This window comes from Borrelia sp. RT5S (genome assembly GCF_021165755.1).
Lineage (GTDB): Bacteria > Spirochaetota > Spirochaetia > Borreliales > Borreliaceae > Borrelia.
The window spans coordinates 61555-83220 of the sequence record NZ_CP088942.1 but is presented as its reverse complement, the minus strand read 5'-3'; the positions used below and the strand labels follow the sequence as shown (position 1 = coordinate 83220).

Below are 21666 nucleotides of genomic sequence, written 5' to 3'. Positions count from 1 at the left end.
CTTTATACTAATTAATTATTCAATATTGAATAATTAATTAGTATAAAGCCAAATCTTCAAAAGAATTTAAGCTCATGTATAAATTATGTTAAAATTTTATACATGAGCTAAGAATGAAAAAACTAATTTTTATATACCTCATTTCAATTTCATATGTTTGCTTGTTTTGCGGTGAGTTAAATAATAATAAAAACCCTCATTCACATTGGGAGTTGGCTGGCACAAATTCCCAGTTTAAATTTTTACAAATAGGAATAATTCAACACAGTTACATAAATCTAAACTTTTATAATGAAAAATACAAATATGCTGCCTTCACTGGAATAACTATAACTTATAATGAATGGTTTGAATTAAATTTCATGCCTATCAACTTTATTCTCTACCCTCTACACACAAATTTTATACTAAGTATATATTTTACAACTTCTCTTACTCTCTACATATTAAAATATCAGACATATATCAACTCTCTAATCTTTAGTATTTTAATGGGACCCAAAATATCAATTGCCATTAGATCTGCAACGATAGCAGGATACACTACATCTGCTTTTCTATACCCTGTCTTCCCATATATAGCCGTCAAATTTAATCTATCGCTTACAAAGAGTCATTCCATTTTCTTTAAATTAACATCTTCTTTTAATGAATTTTTCTTACTTGATGCTGGCTTCAATTTCACTCTTTAGTGTTTAAAACAGTGTTTTCGAAATGCCTAATTTATACACTATTAGCTTTTGCGCAGCTTCTTTTGCTAAAACAAACAGATATTAAAATCAATTTCATAAATTCACATGACGTAATTTTTTAATTATAATATCTAATAGTACCAACTACTATTATTAGCTTAGCGATATAAAGAAGCCGGCGACAATATACACCTTGTTTTTGCTTAACTTCTATGAAAGTCTTTTATTGTCAACTTATACAGAAAGCCTCAGCTCTTGCTTCGGTTATTATTTATTACATAAGTAATAACCTCTATCATTAACCTAATAAATACCAAAAAGCATCCCTTAGTTGCATTAATGAATCGACTCAAAGATAAATATTGATCAGAAAATAAAAGGTAAAACATAAAGGTCTAGAGATAGTATTTTACATTTATTAGATAAGACGTGAAATCACAACCCACTGAGACCAAAGCAAATAAAATAAATTTACCTTCAATAACCCGCTCAAATATGACAACTATAAAGTAACTAATACAAAATATTAGTTAAAACAAGAAAGCTTACGTTTCTTTACGCAAAATAAATACACACAAAATCCCTATATCAATCATAAATTATTTAATTAAATTAAACTTTAAAATCTAGATTTTAATTAAAAATAACAAATATTATATTATAATGATATTAGATATAAAGGAGAAAGGAATGAAAAAAATCATATTTTTAATTTTAATTGCGTTATTTTCATGCAAAGCTTTACCAGAAAGTGAAAATAAGGAAAAGGAAGACCAGACTAAAAAAGAAATGATGAAGGGAGATAAAGATTCAGACAAAAAGCAAAGTAATAAAAGAACAAAATAAATTTAGGTTTACACACTGGCATTGCTAAACAACTTCTAGAAAAGATTTAAAATTTTAAAATCGCATACCACCTTTCCTTTATCCGGGAAAAGCCGCTGCTAATTGTTTTATTAGTTGTGGCTTCTGAGGGGGTGTCACGCCTTAAAAGATATTAAAAAAAATAAAAGGAAATACACAACAGGGATACTATTCCGTGAGCATTATACCAGAACCCCCGATCAAACATCTAAATTGCTTTAAGATAAGATACAAACAGTAGCCTAATCAGGCTACTTATCAATCAAATCAACACCCGCCCGCTTCTTAACACACGGATACCACTTGTGACAAAAATCCCAAACCCAGCTCAATAAGCCTAAAGAGCAAGCACAAGCAAGAGCTGGCTTCTTCTAAAATATAAGCAAGCCTACTCAAGTTAGAAGAGATATTTTTTACAACAAACCAAAAAATCACTCCGCCACCTATACCTAAAAGGATACACGCTAAAACATACTTCACAAATAACATCTTTAACTGCTTTTATCTAGAATAAACTTAAAATTTAAATCCTTAATTGTATAAGTAATTTAGTAAAAATAATTGGGTAAAAATAATAATTGGTTTTATCAATAAAGAATAGTTTTAAGATTAAAACTATTCTTTATTGATAAAACCAATTTAAAATAGTATAATTGTGTAACATGAATAAGTAAAGTTGTAGTAAAGACGCTTGGTATGTAATTTTTTTTGTTCACTTCCACCAAGAGCAAAAATATTTGACTGGAGGTATAAATTTCCTACTAATTTTAAATAAGAGTAAAACGAAATGCTTTAGCGTGAGGTAGTCGCTCTTAAAATTTAGGATAAGAACAATGGTAGAACCTATTGATACAAAAGAAAGCACAAATGATGAATCTTTGCCCGCCGAGGCTCCAATAGCTAATTTTAAAAAGAAGCCTAATGAGATCACCAAACCTAAAAGCAAGCTTATAAACCATACTTTCATTCAGGACAACCTTATTGACATGGGGAATCTTAGAGACAACTTTAACCCATTTATGCAATCTCAATATTACATAAGAACATACGACCTAGATTTAAATGCAAACATGGAACTTAAGGTAGAAACCAGCCTCTTAGGTAATCAAAATCAAATTTTACTTACTAAAGCGCACCTAAAATCCATAAGCATTCTTGCACACAAGAGAAGCATGAATCGTAAAGGAATGCAAAATTTAATCAAGCTTAAAAAACACACAGAGTTCAATCTTTTCTACGATAGAAACAACATAAAATACAGCTTAAATTTTGAAGATAAAAATAAAAGAACAATTAATTTAGTTCCACATCTTAACTATCACAGCCTATTAAGCATATACAACGCCATCAAAGAAGATCTTAAATGTGGTAGTTTATTATTTGAAAGTTCATTTTATGTAGCTATTGATTATAAATGGACATTTCTCAATTTTCTTGAGTTTGAAAAAAAATTAACTAAAATTAAACTCATTCACTCACCTGAATCAAAGCACTTTTACTATTTATCAATAAGTAAAAATATTAGCGAGCTACTAAAAACCCTAATAGATACCAGACAATTAAAAGAATTTATTAAATAACACATGGGTCTCTGTGGGCAAATACAAAATAAAAATAATATTAAATTTTATTACTTCATTATTGAAGATAATTCTTTAACCATATATAATATATAAATGTAATGTTACATAAATATAAAAGTTAAAGGTTATAATGTCTATAGAAGACTAATATCGACTCTATCTCAGGTCCTCTTGATTTGTTCAAATTTCTCTGGGGTCTTTATTACCGTAAATGATAGGACAAACCTTACTGCTTGACGCAGTATTTTAACTACGTTTAGTTTAACTTATGACGAAAGCCAAACTAAACGTAAAAACAATTTTAAAAGAAGATGTTAAACAATTCTCATTTTATCTTCTTCTCACCTTGGGGGGTTCTTTTAGGGAACTTCCCTTTTTTATCTCACTCATCATATCCCTATTCCTCTATCTTATTAAACAAGCCCTAAAGACAAGTCTACTTCATTTAAAAATATATACATCTGAAAGATATAAAGTAAATCAAGACCCCAAACTCTCTAAAATCCAAATTCACGCTTTTCATTGAAAAAGAATAATAACATACTAATAATACGGTAATTCTACTATAATATTAGTATATTATTATAGAATTATAGTTTTGTACTCAATATATTTTAAGGAGACTCCCATGGGTAAGAAGTTTTTACTAATACTATTTGTATTTTGTATTTGTCTGCTCACATGTAGACATGATAACAAAAAGAGTAACAGTAATAATAGAAAAAAAGAAACGATATCTAGAAAAACCAAACTTAAGAACAAAAAGAAAAAGAAGCTCAACGAAATAACCGTTCAAAAAGACGAAATTGAAACAAGAAAAGAAGAAGATGAGGAAAATGAAGGTGAAGAAGATTATGATGATGAGGAAGAAGAAGACGAAAAAGATGGAGATGCCGAGACAAATATAGCTGTTGTTACTGATGAAAAAAAGACAAATAGCGGGACAAAAGGACAGCAAATAACTCCTAAAAAGCCTATTCCAATAAAAGTTGAGACAATAGAAACAGAATATGCCGATGGAGAATCAAAAACATATTATTTTAAAGAACACGCAATGATTGATATAAAGCCAACAATAAGCCACATAAAAGCTAGTCTTGTCATTTCTTCGGGAAAATCTGTGTCTAATCTTCAAAATAACGAGTATCCTATCATACAAGATGCAAAGCTGACGCACATAAGAATACTTGCGGACAAACAAGAACTAGAAAGAATGCAAATCAAGAACTTGGACAACCTAATAAGCTCTTCATGGCTTGAAACCTTCCTTAATAACGAAGGCAACATTTTAAGGATAATGTTATTCTCTAAGGGTAGTAATATTAATGAAAAAATAATATTACCTCTTAACCGTCGTTTCATACGTGACTTAGAAAAAGTCCACACTAATAGTACTTTTCGGCCTCGTTATGCTTCAAAATACATGACTGACGTTCTACTTGGCAATGACACTAAATATACAGCACTCGATTTTTCAAGATTCTCTAACAAAAATGTTGGAGGTTCTAAACTAATAATAATACAAACAGAACAAAATTCTAATACATCCGAACACAAACTAAAACTTGACCCATCTATTTATACTTTATTAAAAGACATAACCACTACTGGAAGGTTGGAAAATTTATTAAAATAATTAATATTTGAAAATATACATAACTACATATTAAGAGGGTTTCATTACATAAATGAATCCCTTATCTTTTAATAAAAAGTCTATTTAAATATTTTATTATTTTTAATTGATAAAATATAATAAAAAATGATAAAATCATACTACACAAAGAAAAGTAAACAATAGGGGTTAAAGGGGTTTGGAAATGTTTAAATTAACATTTTATGTTTTGATTTGTCTTTCAATGGTATCTTGTAGTCTGGGTCCTGTTTCTGCTTTACGATTTGCATTAGACATCATGGATAAATATGTTCATAAGAATGAGAGAAGTATAGATAAGAAGAAAGGAGAAAAAAAACCTGTAAAACAAGAATCAGAAAGCGAGGAAGAAGACGAAGAACACGAGGATGAATAAGGGGAAAGAATTACTAACCATAAGACTCGGTTAAGATCACGGCTTCTTGGTCAATCATTTTCACTTAAAGCAAATTACGCCCAAATTTTAGTTACAGCGCTTTATTTCTTGTTTTTAATTAAAATTCGGTTATTTAAAATAGATCTATGGGGTCAAAAAGCCAGCAAATATAAGAATAGGCAATCTTGTAAAGCAAACCCTACTGTTTATTAAGCACGAGAAAAGACATCAAATGGTCAAAGACAACGTATTTTATATTAAATTTTGTCAAATCCATAATTTTTGCTAAATATGTTATAATTAGTTCAGAGTAGTTAAAAATGGACATTAAAATAGACAACGAATTTAATATAATTTTTGATGACGATTTAAAAATAGTAGACGGTCAAGAGGAACAAAAACAGAGACTGTTTTTGTTCCTAAAGACACCTGTGGGTAGCATTTACAACAAAAATTATGGATTTGACTATAATTTTTTCCTAAAATTACTAAAAGTAAAGAGAACACAAGATATCACAATTTTTTTTGCAAACGCCTTAAAGGACCTAGAGATTGATCTGTTAAATATTAAAGCAAAACAAATAGACAAAAAAATAATATTACAATTTTTCTTGTCTGGAGATACCCTGTGTATGGAATATAACCTATGAGCATATTTTTTGACAAAGAAATTGGAATTATTACAAAATCAATAGACGAGATACAAAGTGCTAAAAAGGAAATTCTTAAAAAAGAATACAACCTTTCAATAAAGAACAATTCACTTTTTGACATAATAAATTATCCAAGCTCCGCCATAGATTTGGAAATAATACAAACACTAAATGAGCTATTTTTGTCCCTTAAAGAAGGAGGGACATACTTTAAAAGTTTACAAGAATCATTAAGTGTACCCAAAAGTTCAACTCACGAAGCCATTAAAAAAGCACTTTTAATGGTTCAAAGCATTAAACATGCTAATTTAATAAGCGGCACAGGCAGCATTGAAGTACATGTCATACTTAAACCTGAATACTTTAAGGACAAAGTAATTGATACAGAAACACAAAAAAACATTTGGGAGGCACTTTACTATACTGCACCAAGCGGCACCTTATTTAAAGGAGAAAAGGAAGTTGCATTCTTAAACAAAGATGGACAAAAAAAAATATATAAATTTAGCTTAGGTGTAGTTAAATATGCATATCTGAAAGTTTTTTACAAAACCGAAGCACAAGAGACAATATATAAAGAAATAAGCGATCAGATAAGGGAAGTTTACAAAAAAATATAAAGATATGGGTATCTCTTTTAGATATCAAGATTTCTTAAGCCCTGTAAGCCTATTGTGGGGAATTAAATGCATAAGAGTAGGTATTCACATAAAAGAAAATTTAGATGCCAAGATAACAGAAATTAAAGATTCTGAATTTCAATTTAACAAAGATTTAGAAATTAAAGATAACGAAATTATTTATTTTAACGAAAACTCAAGAATGGTTATAGAAAGAGAATAAGGCTATGAAGGGCGTACCGCAATTTCTACAAAATACACAAATTGAACAAATAATACAAAATGAACTCAATTTCAAGGAACAGGTTCTAAGTGAACTTAAAACGCTATTGGAAAACTTCAGAACAATTAATGTTAAAGAGAGTATTAATTCAAGATATATTACACTAATAATACTATCACTATTTAATGCATCCCATTTAAAAACAGGACTCACAAAAGATCTCATCAATTCCCTTAATGCATTAATATTTGCAATCAAAACAATAGGAACAGATGAAAGCCTTCATGTGCTCTTTAAAGCATTTTTACATGCAAGAGTTGAAGTTAGTGTTGATTCTAACGCACCCGGAACGATCATTATCAAATTACTTGAAAATATTAAATCACCAATTAAGTTTAAAATAACTGGTAAAACTAATGGCAGGATAAAGAAAATCAATGTTAGACACAAAGGTTTAATAAAAGAACTTGAATCTAACTACATACCAAAAGACTTTACAAATTCGATTTGTGGATTCATTAAAAGCCTAATTCCAGCTGGCCGAACTATTAAAATTTTTGATACCCATAACAAGGAAATCAAATAATTAAAAATTATCTTTATTTAAAGAAGGAGAAAACATGAGTCAAAGAAATTCAAACATAGAAGACAGCGTGCAAATAAAAGATTTTAACAGAAAAATCAAAGTCAATGAGAACGATCTTATTCCCATTGACGATATTGTTGAAGAAACTTACGCAATTACATACAAAAATTTACTTGAACAAATTAAAGAAGATACATTTTACGCAGGATTTGATTACTTTAAAAAGATAATAAGAGAAATAATATCTAAAGAACTACTTCAAGACAATTCCCACATTGAACAGATGTATTTAAAAATAATTACAAAGCTAATGGGGCTTGAAACAGAACCAAATAGCCTTAATTTTGATTTTTTATTTAACAAAATTAAGGAAACACTAATTGAAAAGTTAGCTCATTCTAGTTATGATGCCAAATTAGGCAAAATATCGATATATAATCCTACAAGGAAGGATTTTGAACTAATTGAATTTAAGAGCTTTATCAATAACTTAAAAGAAATTTTTTCAGAAAACAAAGCAGTAGAACAATTAAGACAAAATACAAATAACAACTTTGTTCACAAAAATGATTTTGACAACGCAAAAAGTTCTTTCACAAAAACCTTTTTACACAAAAATCTTTTATCCCAAGAAATAAACCATCTATTTAATATTACTCAAAACACATATAATAAAGAAGATTTGCAACTAATTGTGTTTAACAAAAAACAAAACTTAACGTATAAACTGGAGTTTCCCGACTATCTTAAAGGGATTCCCAGCAACTTCAGGCATTGGGGTATAAGTACATCGTCTGATTCTTTTTATGCCTATCATGAATTTAATACCAAAACATTAAAAATCGAAATTAAAAACGAAAACGTAGAATTAAGTTTCCCCAGAAGCCTTACGGGCAAGGCTATTTACTTACACGTAATCCTTAATCTTTCAAATAACCGAGATGTAAAAGAAATTATGACAAAAAAGGTATATGCCAAGTTCATAGAAAATAATAATGAATCACAATACTCAAATATATTCTTCTACAGTGGATTGGCCCATAACTTAAACCTCACTCTTCTTGAAGGCTGGTACCTAGTAAAGGCTGCAATATACAATGATGATTCAAAGCAAGATATTCCTTGTCTCATGAAAATGTAGTTTTGCTATATTTAATCTTTATTAAATTTATGTTAAAATACGTCTATAAGTTAAAAAATATATTTAAAATGGAGGAAATATGAATAGACTGCTTGAGTTCTTAACAAGCATTGACGAGACAAAACTTATAATCATTGGGGGACTTGCGATATTTACAATAATCCCTTTAGTAATGCTATTAAGACCTGCTATAAGAGAAACGATTAAAATAATAAGACATCTAATTGATAAGAATCACAAGAATTAAAATTTAAGGACAGTTTATGATAAATAAAGAAAATATTAATTTGGGAATAAATTCAATTCAAAATCTAATAGACTTATTTGGCTACAGTGACACTAGTGGGGGGGCTCTTGTAGAAAAGGGTATTAACGAAGTTGTTAATCTTTATAGCTACATAAACACACTTTACCTAGACTCAATTCAAAAAATGGAATTACAAGAAAGCAAGCGTATATTACACGATCTTGAGTCAGTGAATAACAAAATTAATCGTCTTATTGACGCAATTGATTGCAATGTTGAAGAGAGCTTAATTGAAACTTTAAGACACGAACGCAATAAAGTTATGGAAATTACAACAAAATTACTTAAAGAAGATTTGGCAGGGCAGGACAAAGACAATGAATAAAAAAAGCTTTTCCTTTCTCCTGCTATTTGCCCTCATTTTAATCTCTAGCTGCTCTTCAATAGCTTCCCTGCCTCAAGAACCCGATGCCCCTGTAAACAATACACTCCAGAGCTTAAGCATATACGAAGCTCGACTGTCAAGTTATGTAATGTATTTGCAAACATTTTTAGTTAAAACCAAAGAAAAATTTAAAGACAAAGACTACCCCCCGTTTACTTTCTTCGATACAACTCTTTTACAAAAAACCCATACAATGAAAGCAGTAAAAGAAAATATACAACACTTAAAACATTACATAAGCATTATAAAACCAATTGTAAATACTATTTATAAAAAGTATAGCAAATTAAAAAAGTGAATTTAAAAATTGTTACTTTCTTTCCTTTTTTTCAAGAAAGTCCCTAATGGGGCTTTTTTAAAAACTACTTAAACTAAACCCCTGTAAATAAAATCACTTTTAAACCAAATATATACAACAATTGTTATTAATTGTTCAAAAGTTTACTAAGACTTGCCTCAATCGGGCCAGTCCTTATTAATTATTTTAAGTAAAAATTATCAGTACTATTTGATTCTCTTAATATAAGCTATTTACAAATTTATTATATAACAAAAACATAACTTTGTAAAGTATTTTGTAAAAATCTTAAATTTAAATAAAGTATCCGGGCTTATAAAAATGATTAATAAAAGGTTTAATATTTTTATTTCATATTTGCTAGAACAAGTATTTACTTTTCAGGTAAATTGTACTATTAATTATCCTATAGCTAGAAATACTTATATTAGGAGTAAAGGAAATGCAAAAGGGTAAAGCTAATAGATATCAATCCAATTTGGTCGTGCTGGTATCAACACTTAGTTACATGAATTTGAGGTTCGCTAAATATACACAGAATAATATTCTGCATTTTTTCAATGAAAATCTTAAAAGAAATAATCAAAAAACAATTAAAATGAAAACGTTGCAAAATTATCTATACAAGCTTCAAAAAAAATTCAAAGTCACTATTAACTACTGTAAACACCTGGGAGAGAAATGTGGAAGTGAGGTTCACTATACTCTTCAATATTCTAAAAAAGAATGCTATTTTAAGATAAACTCTTACTTTAAGAAACTTGAAATAGAAAAAGTTAAAAAATTTAGGGAAAGAGTTAAGATTTATGAAAAAGAAAATGGGAGTCTAAAATGGGAGTGTATTAATAATATAAATAATAAAAGAGAGAAAGAGGCATTAGAAAAATACATAAACAAATGCGGATTTAAAACGAATCTTCCCTTCTTTCTATTAAATTTAAGGATAGACAAAGCCTTAAAGATAGAGCATATAAAAGACATCAAAAAAAATGAAAAGATGATATGTCTACTTCATAGAGAAGAACTAATCAATTTAAAGAAAGCAATCAAAGAAAATGGAAATAAAAGGGGATGTATAACAGAACTCTTAAAAAGAGAAGAATACTTGCAGGAAAGAAAGCACAATATTTCACAAAAAGGGAAAAAAGAAGAACTGAGAAAAATGCTAAACGATACAGAAGTTAAATTACTGCAAGAGAAGAATTATAGTAAAGAACATATTAGAGAAGAAATTGAGAAGATATATGAAACTTATAAAGACAAGCCTCATTTCATACTAGAACAATATAAATATAAAGATTTAGAGAAAGCAGTAAATAGGATTAAAAGCAAAGCCCCAATTTACAAACAACAAGAAGCCTTGGACGATATAAAAAATAATATTTTTAGTATACTATTAGAACAGCTAAAGGGTAAGGTGGGTATTGATATATTAATACCGGCCCTGAAAAGGCTTGTTAACTCTAAAGTTGAATTAAAGTATAGCAAAATGATGGATAATTCGTATTATTACGAATTGCTGGAAATGATACAATAAAGAGGTAATAATAGCTATTAACCTATTAACTACCGAGGAAAAGAAAGTATGACGGCTTTATTGGAATTATTAAAGCAAAAGCAAAAGGAACTAAAATTAAGCAGGGAGCAAGAATATAAGAATAAAGAGAAGGGTAAGAAGAATGTTTTTTCAAAAATAGAAGAAAATAAGGGGCGCAAAATATATCATACCAAGATATTTAACGATTTTTACACATTTGGAATAAGCAAGAACGAACCAACTAAGTTTTTCATATCTCTGAGAGGAATTTTTAACATAGAACACAAAAGCATGTTCCATCTCTTTTCCGTAAGAGATGGAGATGCTTTCCTGGGTATTTATTATGGCATCAAAAAGTTAGATAAAGCATTTTTAGTAAAAAATTTTAATAAAAAGGAAACTTACACTCTGAGAAAGTGTGAGTACATAGAGTTTAGATTCAAGAAAGGTGGAGTTTTTTGTTATTTAAGTGGCCTACATTATTTATTAAAAGCAGACAAAATTGAGAGTTCTTATTATCAAACCTTACTAAACATAATTTTGGAACTAGAAAGGGAACTTTATGCATTTTACAGTAAGACATTGCCCGAAGGAGGTATTATTCCGAAATGGATACAAAGAAGACAAAAGTAATCACAGTGGCATCAATTAAAGGGGGTGTTGGGAAGAGTACTACTAGTTTGATATTTGCAACCCTTCTAGCACAAGACCATAAAGTGTTAATTATAGACATAGATACTCAGGCATCAACGACAAGCTATTATTTTAAAGCAATAAAAGAAAAGGAAATAGATTTATTTAATAAGAATATATATGAAGTTTTAATATCAAATCTACACATTGATAATGCTATTATCAATGTCAATACAAATTTGGATTTAATACCTAGTTATTTAACATTGCATAAATTTAATTCAGAGTCAATTCCTTACAAGGAATTCAGACTTAAAGAACAATTAAAGTTGTTAGGTTTTAATTATGACTATATTATTCTTGATACAAACCCTAGCCTAGATTTCACTTTAACTAACGCTTTAGTATGTAGTGATTATATAATAGTGCCAATCACAGCTGAAAAATGGGCAGTGGAAAGCCTAGATCTGTTTAATTTCTTCATAGAGAAGTTACTTATAAAAGCTCCGATTTATCTAATTAATACCAAGTTTAAGAAAAATAATACACATAAAGAGCTGTTAAACATTTTAAAGGAAAATGAAAACTTTTTAGGTACAATCTCTGAGAGAGAAGATTTAAACAGGAAGATAGCCAAGAATGATATTTTTGACTTAGGAAAAGATTACATAAAGGAGTATCAAGAAACACTTCTAACTTTAATGAGAAAAATAAAAGTAAGTTAAGGTTAAATATAGTACGTACACTAAGTGTACTTGCAGAGCAAAGGAGGCTTATAATGGATGTAGAGGTTAATAAGAGAAATTTAACAAGGGAGTTTACAAGAGAAGAACAGGTAATTATTCATTATAATAAACTGAAAGAGAGGCTAAAAATTAATTTTCAGAAGGAAATTTTATGCAAGCTAGAGGCAATGAAGGTTTTAAAAGAGATTAAAGATAATGAGTACTACAAACTTGATAATTATGCGCATTTTGATGATTTTGCTAAAGATTATAGACTTGCAAGGACCCAAACCTATAAGTATTTAAAAATAGCAACTGCTATTGAGGAGGGTATTGTTGAGGAGAAGTATGTTGTAAATAATGGGATTAATGGAACTATATTTTTATTGAGGGATAAAGAAGGACAGAATATAAAAAAATCCAAACAAAACCCTTTAAGACCCTTAAGATTTCAGCTTAAATGCCCTAAAGCATATGCATATTATAAGCAGAAGACTAAATTTACAAGCTTTCTTCTTGAGAAAGTTTTCTCAGAAGATAAAGATCTTTTAACAAAAATTGAGAATGAGTATGAACTTTTAAAGAAGAAGAGAAAATAGAGAGAAATGAAGTGGAAAAAAGACGGGTGCTATTTTAAGAGTTTTTACAAAGACTACCATGACTACCGTTGCAAAAACTCTTAAAATAGATCTGACGAAAATTTATCAATAGAATAAAAGTGACATATTGCTTTATGTAAATATGATTTTAAGGCATAGGTAACAGGGTGAGTTGTTTATATTTATTTTCAACTTTTTTAAAAAAAAGCTGAAAATTTCTTGCAAAATATTAAAAGGTGTTGTATATTATAGTAAGTACGGATTGGCATGCAATGTGCCACTCTTAATATAAGGACCTGTTACCTTAAGGGGTTTATTAGGAGCTTTGGTGGTTGAGTTTCTAATAAACCCCTTAATTTTAAACGAGCAACAATATTTTTTTCATAAATTCTCTTTAAGAGAGCCGACGGCTCTCTTAATTTGGTTTTTTGTAGTCTTTAAGCATGGACGTTTCTTTGAAGGTTTTAGACATTTTTATGCATTGCCTTTAATTTTAAGTTTTAGATTGTCAAATATTGGGCAATTTTATATTGAATTTCAGACCAAAAATTGAAGAGTTTGCTTTAAACCTTAATTTACGAGACCGAACAACAGGCAAGAAAGTAAGAATCATTTTAATAATGTAAGAGTTTTTAATTTGACATTGTTCTAATAATACCTTAAAGTTATATAACTGTTAGGTAGTACAGACCGTTGGGGTAGGTTAATAGCTAACAGGGAGGGGTTTTACATTGTATATAAGAAGCTTAATATCTTTAGGTTTTATTTTGTTATTAATATATTTGTCTTATAGGGTGGCAGTTTGCGTTAAAAATAAGTTATCTAGAGTTAAGGAAAAGCTTAAATGTAACTCTGTGAGCAGAAGTGAGAAGAGAAGGGCTTTGGATAATTTTGACGCTTATTTAAAGCGCATGCAACAAAAAAATGAGTAGTTGTGTGTTTCATTTGCGAAGATTAATTAGGGAAGTGCATGATCGGTGTTTATATTTTTGTTAAGCACAGGCTTTTAAATTTTAAGGCCTTAAGGTTAGTGATTGTGTCCTTTTGTTTTCTTTTGCACTAGTATAGTTGGGATCAAAGCTGCTTAAGAATAGTTTCAATATGGGTAAGTTAGTTTAGGATTTTATTGATTCTTGAGTGGTAGGTAATTTTTTGTAGACTTTAAATCTTGTATTTTTGCAAGAATTTGTTTATAATTTAGCAAAATGGTATTTAAAAATATAGAAGAAAAGTATAATATCTTGTTTAAGTCAAATTTAACCGTTCCTGATATTGCAAAGGTTTTAGATGTTAGTGAGTCTTCTGTCTTGGAGGCTAGGCTAAAGCTTGTAGGTGATGGGCTTCTTGTGACTGAGTTGGGTTATGATATTGGGAGGCAAGATACTGTTTCTTTGAATGAGGTTGGGCTTCAGGATAAAAACAATTCAGAGAACGAGAATGATCTGGATAGCCTTGCCAAAAATGCCGTTTGTGAGGCTTATAAACTTGAAGGAGAAAGAGATAGTTTTTATAAATTTTTTTATAGAATTGCAAATTCGTATATCAATTCTCATTTTAAGTATAAAGAAATTAAGTTGGGTTCTGCTTTTAAAAAGCTTATAAAGCTTAATGCTCAAATTCTAAATTTAGAAGGACAAATAGAGATAGGGGAAAGGAAGCAGGGGGAAATATGTAGTGCAGATGAATCAGATTTACGTAGAAAACTTAAATTGGAACTTAAAACTAAAATTTACAAAAGGAATCGCCTTGCTAAAAGTTTCATTTTAGATGACATGAAGGAAGATTATGATTGCCTAGTTAAACTTAAGAAAGTTTTTAAATCTAGAGATTTAAAGCTGAGGGAGACTTGAAGTTAAATAATTCATTAGTTTTTGTTAATATACAGAAAAAATTTAAGCAAAAATTCAATATTGATGTTACTAAATTTTTAAAAAGCAAGTTCGATGAAGTTGATTTTAATTTATTTGAAGAAAAATACTTAACTGCCAAGCAGAAGGCAGTTTTAAATGACATAAATCAAAACTTTTTTTCTAAATTAATTTTCAGTGGTGGGATATCTAGCGGAAAGACATTTTTAGCATCATATTTGCTTATTAAGTTTTTAATTCAGAACAAAAATCTTTACAAGAGGGATACTAATAATTTCATTGTAGGAAACTCAATAGGCTCACTGATTACCAATACGCTTAGACAAATAGAGAAAATATGTGGGCTTTTAAATGTAGAATACGTCCTTAAAACATCCAGAACAGTTTCATGTAGTATTGCAGGCATAACACTTAATGTTTATGGAGGAAAGAATAGCGATGCTTTTTCAAAAATTAGGGGAGGGAATTCTGGCTTAGTGTATGTTAATGAGGCAACTTTATTGCACAAAGAGACCTTACTAGAAGTAATGAAGCGACTCAGAGTCAAGCCAGCTATTATTATTTTTGACACCAATCCTGATCATCCAGCACATTTTTTCAAAACTGATTACGTTGATAAGGTGGATGTATACAGGACATATAACTTTAGTATTTATGATAATCCCTTAAATACTGGCAGTTTTATTGAAACACAGGTAATGATTTACAAAAATCTGGCTGCCTACAAGGCACGTATATTGCTTGGCGAGTGGACTGTAAGTACGGATACTTGCTTTAATGAGGTCATTTTAAATGAGGATTACATATTTAAAAGTCCAATAATGTATGTTGATCCTGCTTTTTCCATTGGCAAGGATAATACTGCCATTTGTGTACTTGAAAAGGTAGGCTGTAAATATTACGCATATGTTTATCAAGATAAAAAGCCAATAACGGACAGCTCTGTGCTTAATGCAATTAGTGTACTAGCGCAAAGCTTTAATGTTAATACTCTCTATATTGAAGACCGAGACAATACTTGCGGATATGGATTTTTAACTAAAATCATGATTTCCATTCGCAATGACATGGATCACTACTTTAAAATAGCTGCCATTAAGCCTACAAGTAATAAATTTGCAAGAATATGCACTCTAATTCCACTTTTTAATGCTGGTAGGATAGAATTTTTGCAAATCACAGACAGGAGCGTTATTAATGACATTTACTCCTATAGAGGTGACTTAAGATCTAGGGATGATTGCCTTGACGCCTTAAGTGCTTCTTACCTTCTCTTAAACCTCGAGCATCAAGAAAGACTTAAACACTTCACCAAAGTAAAATACATCTAAACATTTAATTCGACCTTGCCCAAAGCCCGATAGAAGGTAAAGCTACAGTTTAGCGTTAAGACTGTAGCTTTTGTAATTCTTCGAGTGCATTCGTAATGAAGGAGTCATCTTAAATGTACTCTCAGACGTTAAATGTACTCTTAAATCAAGGATAGTTCAATTTTTTTATTATTCATGTATTCTAAATTAAAATAAACATTTAATTTAGAAGGTCCATTTTAATTTTGTATTCAAATGAGAAAAAGGATTACATGACCCAGCATGTTGACACTATGAAAGATAGAATGGTTGTAAGCATGTAAAGTTGCTAAAGAGAACAGTTGATTTTGTATGAAACAGTTGATTTTGTATGAATCGGAATAGAAATCCAGAAGCACAGCATTAAAGAGGCCCCTTCGGGGCCTCTGGTTGAGTATTTAGTTGAGTATTTATATGTTTAAATAGAAACACATTTTAAATGTATTCGTCAGTATAAGGTCTGCACACAGTCTCTCGGTTAGTCTAGTCAACAAGAGCACAAAACCCCCAGACGAGCCTAAGACCCACATGCGGGAAGCTAAAGCTCATCAATGAACATGTACCTATGTCTTACAACATCCTATCCATCAAGCTATCAAAGCAAAAGACAAGATGGTGATAAAAAATAACATCCCATAACAAACCTACCCTAGAATCATATCTCAATTTAAGAGATATAAAAGTAGTTAAGTTTAGATTTTTAAAGTTTTTTTCAATAAACTTTTGTTTGTGCTTAAGAATAAAAAGTATTTGCTTAAAAAAAAGGGTACACTATCAGTGTACCCAAACCTAAAAGACCTTATAAATGCCTTAAGAGGTGTTTTATTGTCTTTAAACTCGTTGGCAAAACCTATGACTTTGCATCTGCCTTAGCAGCCGGAGCCGTAGCAGAAGCCTTGAGTGCCTCAATTGTTGTATTAAAGCTACCAACACCAGATGCAGGTAATTTCAATCCCTTAACCCCTTCATCAAACTTTTTCTCTCCAGCAGAGTCCTTAGCCTCAATCTTTAAAGTCATAGCCTTCAAGAAAGCGTCCTTGTTTGTCAACGTATTAAGCACGCCATTAATCCCAGCATCAGTGTACTCTTTACCAGTAACAGCATGTTTTTCAGTAAGGTATCCCTTAACCTGAGTTGTAGTTGCTGGAGTTGTTTTGCTGTAGTCGTGACTACAAGCTAAAGCAAACAGAGCCAACAAAGTTGTTAAAATAATTTTTTTCATTAAACATTCTCCTTTCATCATATCCCTCTGGGTTCATCACACCCTTATAGATATAACAACTTATTTAGTTTTAATAATGATAGCAAGTTTATTTAAAAAGAGCAAATATATTTTGATTTTTATAAATTGTTTATTTATAAAAATAGTCGGGTTAGCTTAACATTTAACTCAATATTTAACAAAATTAACATATAAGAAGGGAATAAGCAACACTGTTCCTTATTTTTCACAAATCCAAACAACAGAACAGAGAAGGTTATTAATTACCTCCTCTGTTCTGTTGTTTTATAAATAGTTTAATAATATATGGTAGTTGTTTATTGATTGTTAAAGCTTGAAATCAGTTGCTGTCTTTTGCATGTCTGGATTTTTTTGGATTACCTCTTTTATTAACCTAATCAGATAGCTTGATTTAAGTAAAATACTGTGTTCTGTAGTAATGTTTGTTGTACCATCTTTAACTTTTATTTTAGCTTTTATATTCTGAGATTTGGTAAGAGCAGGTATTGTCTTACTGTTACTACACAGTACTCCAAATGGATTTGAGTTTGCATACCCCTCTTCAGATGAAACTTCTTTTTTAGGAATAGACAAGGGAATAGAAAAGAACCCCTCTGAATATTTTCTTTTATTAAAATCCAGGCTAGTATCATCTTCTAGAGTGAGGCTTTCAACTTCAAGGTTATCATTTCCACTAGTTGATTCAAATAGCACAAGTGGCATAGTGTATTTAGTAAATTGCCCATTCAATGTAACAGGACTTACTGAATATGAGTATCTAACCTTACCTTCAAGTTCTGGAATGAGTTTCCCATCCCCTGATCTAATGCTTATTGCTTTAGTTTTAATCCATGTCACGTCGCTTGAAAATATAGCAAGAGCTGTAACTCTTTTAGAGCCTTCTAGGGTCTCATATTTTTCTTCTTCCTCTTGCTTTGTAGAGTGTTCCGCTAATGAATCAGATTGCCCAGCTTTCTTTTCTTTTTTTAAAGATGCAGCACCAGCAGCATTGTCTAGTACAGGTGACTCTGATTTTTGCTTAGTGTTTTCATAAAAAATTCTAATTTCCCTTAAGCCACATGCAATAAACAACACCGAAATGAGTGCTATAAATAAATTTCCTACATTCTTCATATCTTACTCCTTTTAAACTTATCATCTACGCCATTTCCCAATCCTATGCTTGCCTTAAATTAATCCAAAGGTAATTCAAATTAAAAATATTTCAATTGAATTAATGTTTATCAGTTAATTTTGTGATTGCATACAAAGGGCTTAATCACTGTCAAACAGGTGGGGTGGGAGTTTTTGTGTGTTATAGTTGAAGAATGAGGATCGCATTATTAGGTCTAATCTTGTCTATAATATCTGTTATCTTCTTAATTTTTACTTTGGTTCTAGTCAACGTCTTTGGGGGGTCTTATTTGCTTTCTTCAGAAGAGATTGAGATTATCAATCAAAGCAATACAGATGCAGTTAAGTTTAGAATTGTCTTGACAAATCAGTCAGGCTCTGTTGCTATTGTTTATGATTACAAGGACGCAGATAAAAGATTTTATCTGGATTTTAAGATTGTAACAAAGGAGCCTATTAGCCTTGAGGGCGTTTTTCTTAATAGCACAGCGATTGATTGGGAAGTTTTGCTTGCTTCTAATGATCAACTAAAATTTGAAGGCGGGCAATATATTTTAAGTTTTGACGATTCAATATCACAGACGGGTTTTTTTGTTAACCTTAAACCTTGGGATGGGTATTTAAAGCTAGCAGAATTTGCAAGGGGAGATGGGATTAAGCTTTGTGTTAAATGTAGGCAGGTAAGAACAGGTGTAGTTGAAAATATTTCCTTCAATTTAAGTATAAAGGGAGCTAGGAAGTTCTTTAATCTTATTGAACAATATGGTGCAAATGTTGATGGATTTTTGAGTTGACTCTACATAAAGTTATTCAATGGAGAACACATGAGTGCTGTTAAGTATATTTCATTAATAATACTTATTGGGTTATTTGTATTTTGTTTTTCAATTCTTGTGGTGCTATTTAACATATTTACAAATACGGATAGTACTAAAGAAGGGATATATTATTCCAATAGCTTAAATGACGATGTCATTATGAGTAGATCTTATTTTCAAGAATTTGAGTCTGGAAGTATTAAGAGTATCTTTTTTAAGAAATTAGATGTAAACCCTAACTCTGAGAGTTTTAAGCGACTAGATGAGCAAGGAAAGCGCAATTTAATAGATTCTTATCCATCTTACTACCTGGAATTCGTTGTAATCAATAATGGATTTCTAATGAATTTTAAGAATGTAATCTTTAATGAACTGGATGCCAGGCTATATAGACAACACCATATGGTTGAACCGGATTTTGGGTCTGCAAGCGTAGCGTATTTTCAGATTGGTAGGGGTGATGTTAATGACAAGAATTTGGGACAATATCCAGTACGGGTAGTAAATGTTTTCAAAATTGCATTCAACGACGCCTTATTTAACTCCTTAGTTAATCAGGAGATGTTAAGATTTACTTTAATTTCTCATGATAATAAAGAGTATAATTTAAAAGTTGATAATTTTTTATCCAAATATGATTTTAAAACTCCAGTATGGAATGAATAACTCTTTTTAAAATAAACACATAGGTTTATCTTAAAATTAAAGGTTATGTTGATTAACATTATTAATCAGTATAAATTTATAATAAAAATATGGTATTTAATTTAAATATATACATTTTGCTATAACATTGTTCTAAGGTATGAGGACAGTACTAGGAGGTCTTGATTTCCTAATACTGCCTCGGCTATTTTAGCTGTCTTTTATTCTAGTCCAGTTATCTTGTTTTATCTTTCGTTTCTAGTAGTTCCTGATCTTTAATGTGCCCGTTGTTTGCGAAATGTCTTGCTTTTACAAAGTTGTAATCAATTTCTTTTGATTCAGAATCAATTTTCCAAAAATAATTAGAAAAATATATAAAGACATATTTTCTTATATAGCAAAGAGTAGATCTGAAATACGGACAATCAAAAATTAATTTTTTCCAAAAAAACTGGATTTTTACAAATTTTAGAGTATAATTATTGTCTTAGTTTATAATGAAACTAAATAAATATTATTATTATAATATAAAGTTATTTAATAATAACTATTATAGAAGTAATAAGGAGAGTGAAATGAAGAAGATTAATATGATATTGCCTCTAGTATTGGCTGTAGCTTTGGTGGCTTCTTGTAATCTAGGTAAGCTTGGTAATGGAGGCACAAAACCAGAGAATACAAAAACTTTAGGTGCAAAAACAAATAAAAATGAAACAGCGCTAAATGAAGCAGTGCCAGAACAGAATGAGGTAGAGACAGGCGAGGACGGACTAGTAGAGGATGTGGAGGAAGAATTAGGGGCAATGGATGAAATTGTACAAGCGGATGGTAATGAGGCAGTAAACGAGGCAAAGGAAGCGGATAATGAGAAAGTAGCGGGCAAGGATGATAATGTAGAGGCAATAGGCAATGTAAAGGCGGCTGACGTTTCAAAGGCAGAAGGGGAAGCTGGGAAGGCAGATGATGAAAATCAGGCAAGGAAAGTTGAAGAAGATGCAAAAAAGAAAGCAGCGGCAGCGGCAAAAGCTGAAGCTGAGAAAGCGTTTAGGGTATTAAACGCTAAGATAAATAAGTACAAAAGAGGATTGGAAGGCTTAAAGACACGATTTAATAAGTTGGCAACAAAGAATGAAGTGGAAATACCTTCAGAGATAAGAAGTGTTATAAAAGCAGACAAGGATAAAATTCATGCAAGCCTAGGCCACAGTAATACTGCAATTCAAGCTTTAAATAAAGCAATTAAGACATTATCAATTGATAGTGGCAAGACAACAGAAATAAAAGTAGTATCCGATGTATTTAAAATATTAGTTGATCTTGAAGATACTACTAGAAAGATATTTAATGAGCTGTTAAGAGACAATATTCTTGAAAAAATTAAGAGCGATAAGAGCGAAATCGATGAGCTTGGCAAAATATTTGATTCATTTACTAAGCCAAGAAGTAATTTCATAAAGAACGTACAAAGAATAATAAGAACAGCAGCAACAAAGAATGATGCTACACGGGTGAGAGAAGAATTAAAGAAGATTATTGAGCTTGCAACTAAGCTCTAGGTTTACTCCAGCGGCACTGCCGGTTAGAGTATTAATTGAATTTTACTAAATTAAAAAGGCCATGTGGTATATGGCCTTTTCTTCCATTCTATGCTGCTTTTTACTTCTCATCTATCCCCGCCACCAAGTTCCAAGATTAATATTTTAGCGTTTAAGCACATGAAGTAAGCTTTAATTTTTTCAAAAACTAGAATTTTA

General features: G+C 30.3%; 23 protein-coding genes and 1 pseudogene. 21 read left to right on the top strand and 3 right to left on the bottom strand.

Going from position 1 to position 21666, the window contains the following annotated elements; genetic code table 11:
* Window positions 1-454 precede the first annotated feature (454 nt).
* Complete coding sequence (locus LSO06_RS05810) at window positions 455-589, bottom strand: hypothetical protein (RefSeq protein WP_255673288.1); 135 nt, start codon at window positions 587-589, stop codon at window positions 455-457.
* A gap of 793 nt (window positions 590-1382) precedes the next feature.
* Here LSO06_RS05810 and LSO06_RS05780 point away from each other — a divergent pair.
* The 18 genes and pseudogenes from LSO06_RS05780 to LSO06_RS05695 all read left to right on the top strand — a co-directional run bounded on the left by LSO06_RS05780 (window position 1383) and on the right by LSO06_RS05695 (window position 16075).
* Window positions 1383-1538, top strand: a complete 156-nt coding sequence (locus LSO06_RS05780) for a hypothetical protein (RefSeq protein ID WP_231761159.1) — start codon at window positions 1383-1385, stop codon at window positions 1536-1538.
* Window positions 1539-2389: 851 nt separating this feature from the next.
* On the top strand, window positions 2390-3136 hold the full coding sequence (locus tag LSO06_RS05775; RefSeq protein ID WP_231761158.1) for a hypothetical protein: 747 nt from the start codon (window positions 2390-2392) through the stop codon (window positions 3134-3136).
* 631 nt (window positions 3137-3767) lie between these two features.
* Window positions 3768-4775, top strand: coding sequence for a hypothetical protein (locus tag LSO06_RS05770; RefSeq protein ID WP_231761157.1), 1008 nt, complete (start codon window positions 3768-3770; stop codon window positions 4773-4775).
* 184 nt (window positions 4776-4959) lie between these two features.
* Window positions 4960-5169, top strand: a complete 210-nt coding sequence (locus LSO06_RS05765; RefSeq protein ID WP_231761156.1) for a hypothetical protein — start codon at window positions 4960-4962, stop codon at window positions 5167-5169.
* Between the two features lie 320 nt (window positions 5170-5489).
* Entirely contained in the window at window positions 5490-5819 is a 330-nt protein-coding gene (locus LSO06_RS05760) for a contractile injection system sheath initiator (protein ID WP_231761155.1), read from the top strand.
* A pseudogene (locus tag LSO06_RS05755) lies at window positions 5816-6665 on the top strand (DUF276 domain-containing protein). The gene LSO06_RS05760 and the pseudogene LSO06_RS05755 overlap by 4 nt, the downstream one beginning before the upstream one ends.
* A 4-nt stretch (window positions 6666-6669) precedes the next feature.
* The gene (locus tag LSO06_RS05750; RefSeq protein WP_231761154.1) at window positions 6670-7251 is read left to right on the top strand and encodes a DUF735 family protein; all 582 of its coding nucleotides are present in this window, start codon (window positions 6670-6672) and stop codon (window positions 7249-7251) included.
* 34 nt (window positions 7252-7285) lie between these two features.
* Entirely contained in the window at window positions 7286-8392 is a 1107-nt protein-coding gene (locus LSO06_RS05745) for a DUF685 domain-containing protein (protein WP_231761153.1), read from the top strand.
* A gap of 79 nt (window positions 8393-8471) precedes the next feature.
* Complete coding sequence (locus LSO06_RS05740; RefSeq protein ID WP_231761152.1) at window positions 8472-8639, top strand: BlyA family holin; 168 nt, start codon at window positions 8472-8474, stop codon at window positions 8637-8639.
* Between the two features lie 16 nt (window positions 8640-8655).
* On the top strand, window positions 8656-9024 hold the full coding sequence (locus LSO06_RS05735) for a BlyB family putative holin accessory protein (RefSeq protein ID WP_231761151.1): 369 nt from the start codon (window positions 8656-8658) through the stop codon (window positions 9022-9024).
* A complete protein-coding gene (locus LSO06_RS05730) occupies window positions 9017-9382 on the top strand; it encodes a BBA14 family lipoprotein (RefSeq protein WP_231761150.1) in 366 nt (121 codons plus the stop codon). Before LSO06_RS05735 ends, LSO06_RS05730 begins: the two co-directional genes overlap by 8 nt.
* A gap of 442 nt (window positions 9383-9824) precedes the next feature.
* Window positions 9825-10919 (top strand): plasmid maintenance protein, encoded by a 1095-nt coding sequence (locus LSO06_RS05725; protein WP_231761149.1) that lies wholly within the window; start codon window positions 9825-9827, stop codon window positions 10917-10919.
* 48 nt (window positions 10920-10967) lie between these two features.
* Window positions 10968-11552, top strand: a complete 585-nt coding sequence (locus LSO06_RS05720) for a DUF226 domain-containing protein (RefSeq protein ID WP_231761148.1) — start codon at window positions 10968-10970, stop codon at window positions 11550-11552.
* Window positions 11528-12277, top strand: coding sequence for a ParA family protein (locus LSO06_RS05715; RefSeq protein WP_231761147.1), 750 nt, complete (start codon window positions 11528-11530; stop codon window positions 12275-12277). The genes LSO06_RS05720 and LSO06_RS05715 overlap by 25 nt, the downstream gene beginning before the upstream one ends.
* Before the next feature lie 53 nt (window positions 12278-12330).
* Window positions 12331-12876 (top strand): chromosome replication/partitioning protein, encoded by a 546-nt coding sequence (locus tag LSO06_RS05710; RefSeq protein ID WP_231761146.1) that lies wholly within the window; start codon window positions 12331-12333, stop codon window positions 12874-12876.
* A gap of 731 nt (window positions 12877-13607) precedes the next feature.
* Window positions 13608-13808, top strand: a complete 201-nt coding sequence (locus tag LSO06_RS05705; RefSeq protein WP_231761145.1) for a hypothetical protein — start codon at window positions 13608-13610, stop codon at window positions 13806-13808.
* Between the two features lie 273 nt (window positions 13809-14081).
* On the top strand, window positions 14082-14726 hold the full coding sequence (locus LSO06_RS05700; protein ID WP_231761144.1) for a hypothetical protein: 645 nt from the start codon (window positions 14082-14084) through the stop codon (window positions 14724-14726).
* Complete coding sequence (locus LSO06_RS05695) at window positions 14723-16075, top strand: PBSX family phage terminase large subunit (RefSeq protein ID WP_231761143.1); 1353 nt, start codon at window positions 14723-14725, stop codon at window positions 16073-16075. Before LSO06_RS05700 ends, LSO06_RS05695 begins: the two co-directional genes overlap by 4 nt.
* Window positions 16076-16943: 868 nt before the next feature.
* Here the strand turns inward: LSO06_RS05695 and LSO06_RS05690 are convergent.
* Entirely contained in the window at window positions 16944-17315 is a 372-nt protein-coding gene (locus LSO06_RS05690) for a hypothetical protein (protein WP_231761142.1), read from the bottom strand.
* A gap of 327 nt (window positions 17316-17642) precedes the next feature.
* The gene (locus LSO06_RS05685) at window positions 17643-18449 is read right to left on the bottom strand and encodes a S2/P23 family protein (protein WP_231761141.1); all 807 of its coding nucleotides are present in this window, start codon (window positions 18447-18449) and stop codon (window positions 17643-17645) included.
* Between the two features lie 290 nt (window positions 18450-18739).
* Between LSO06_RS05685 and LSO06_RS05680 the strand changes: the two genes are divergently transcribed.
* The 3 genes from LSO06_RS05680 to LSO06_RS05670 all read left to right on the top strand — a co-directional run bounded on the left by LSO06_RS05680 (window position 18740) and on the right by LSO06_RS05670 (window position 21468).
* Window positions 18740-19243 carry a hypothetical protein gene (locus tag LSO06_RS05680; RefSeq protein WP_231761140.1) on the top strand — a complete coding sequence of 168 codons (504 nt, stop codon included), beginning with the start codon at window positions 18740-18742 and terminating at the stop codon, window positions 19241-19243.
* Window positions 19244-19273: 30 nt separating this feature from the next.
* Window positions 19274-19933 carry a hypothetical protein gene (locus LSO06_RS05675; RefSeq protein WP_231761139.1) on the top strand — a complete coding sequence of 220 codons (660 nt, stop codon included), beginning with the start codon at window positions 19274-19276 and terminating at the stop codon, window positions 19931-19933.
* 554 nt (window positions 19934-20487) lie between these two features.
* Window positions 20488-21468: a hypothetical protein gene (locus tag LSO06_RS05670; RefSeq protein ID WP_231761138.1), complete on the top strand. Its 981-nt coding sequence runs from the start codon at window positions 20488-20490 to the stop codon at window positions 21466-21468.
* Window positions 21469-21666 lie beyond the last annotated feature (198 nt).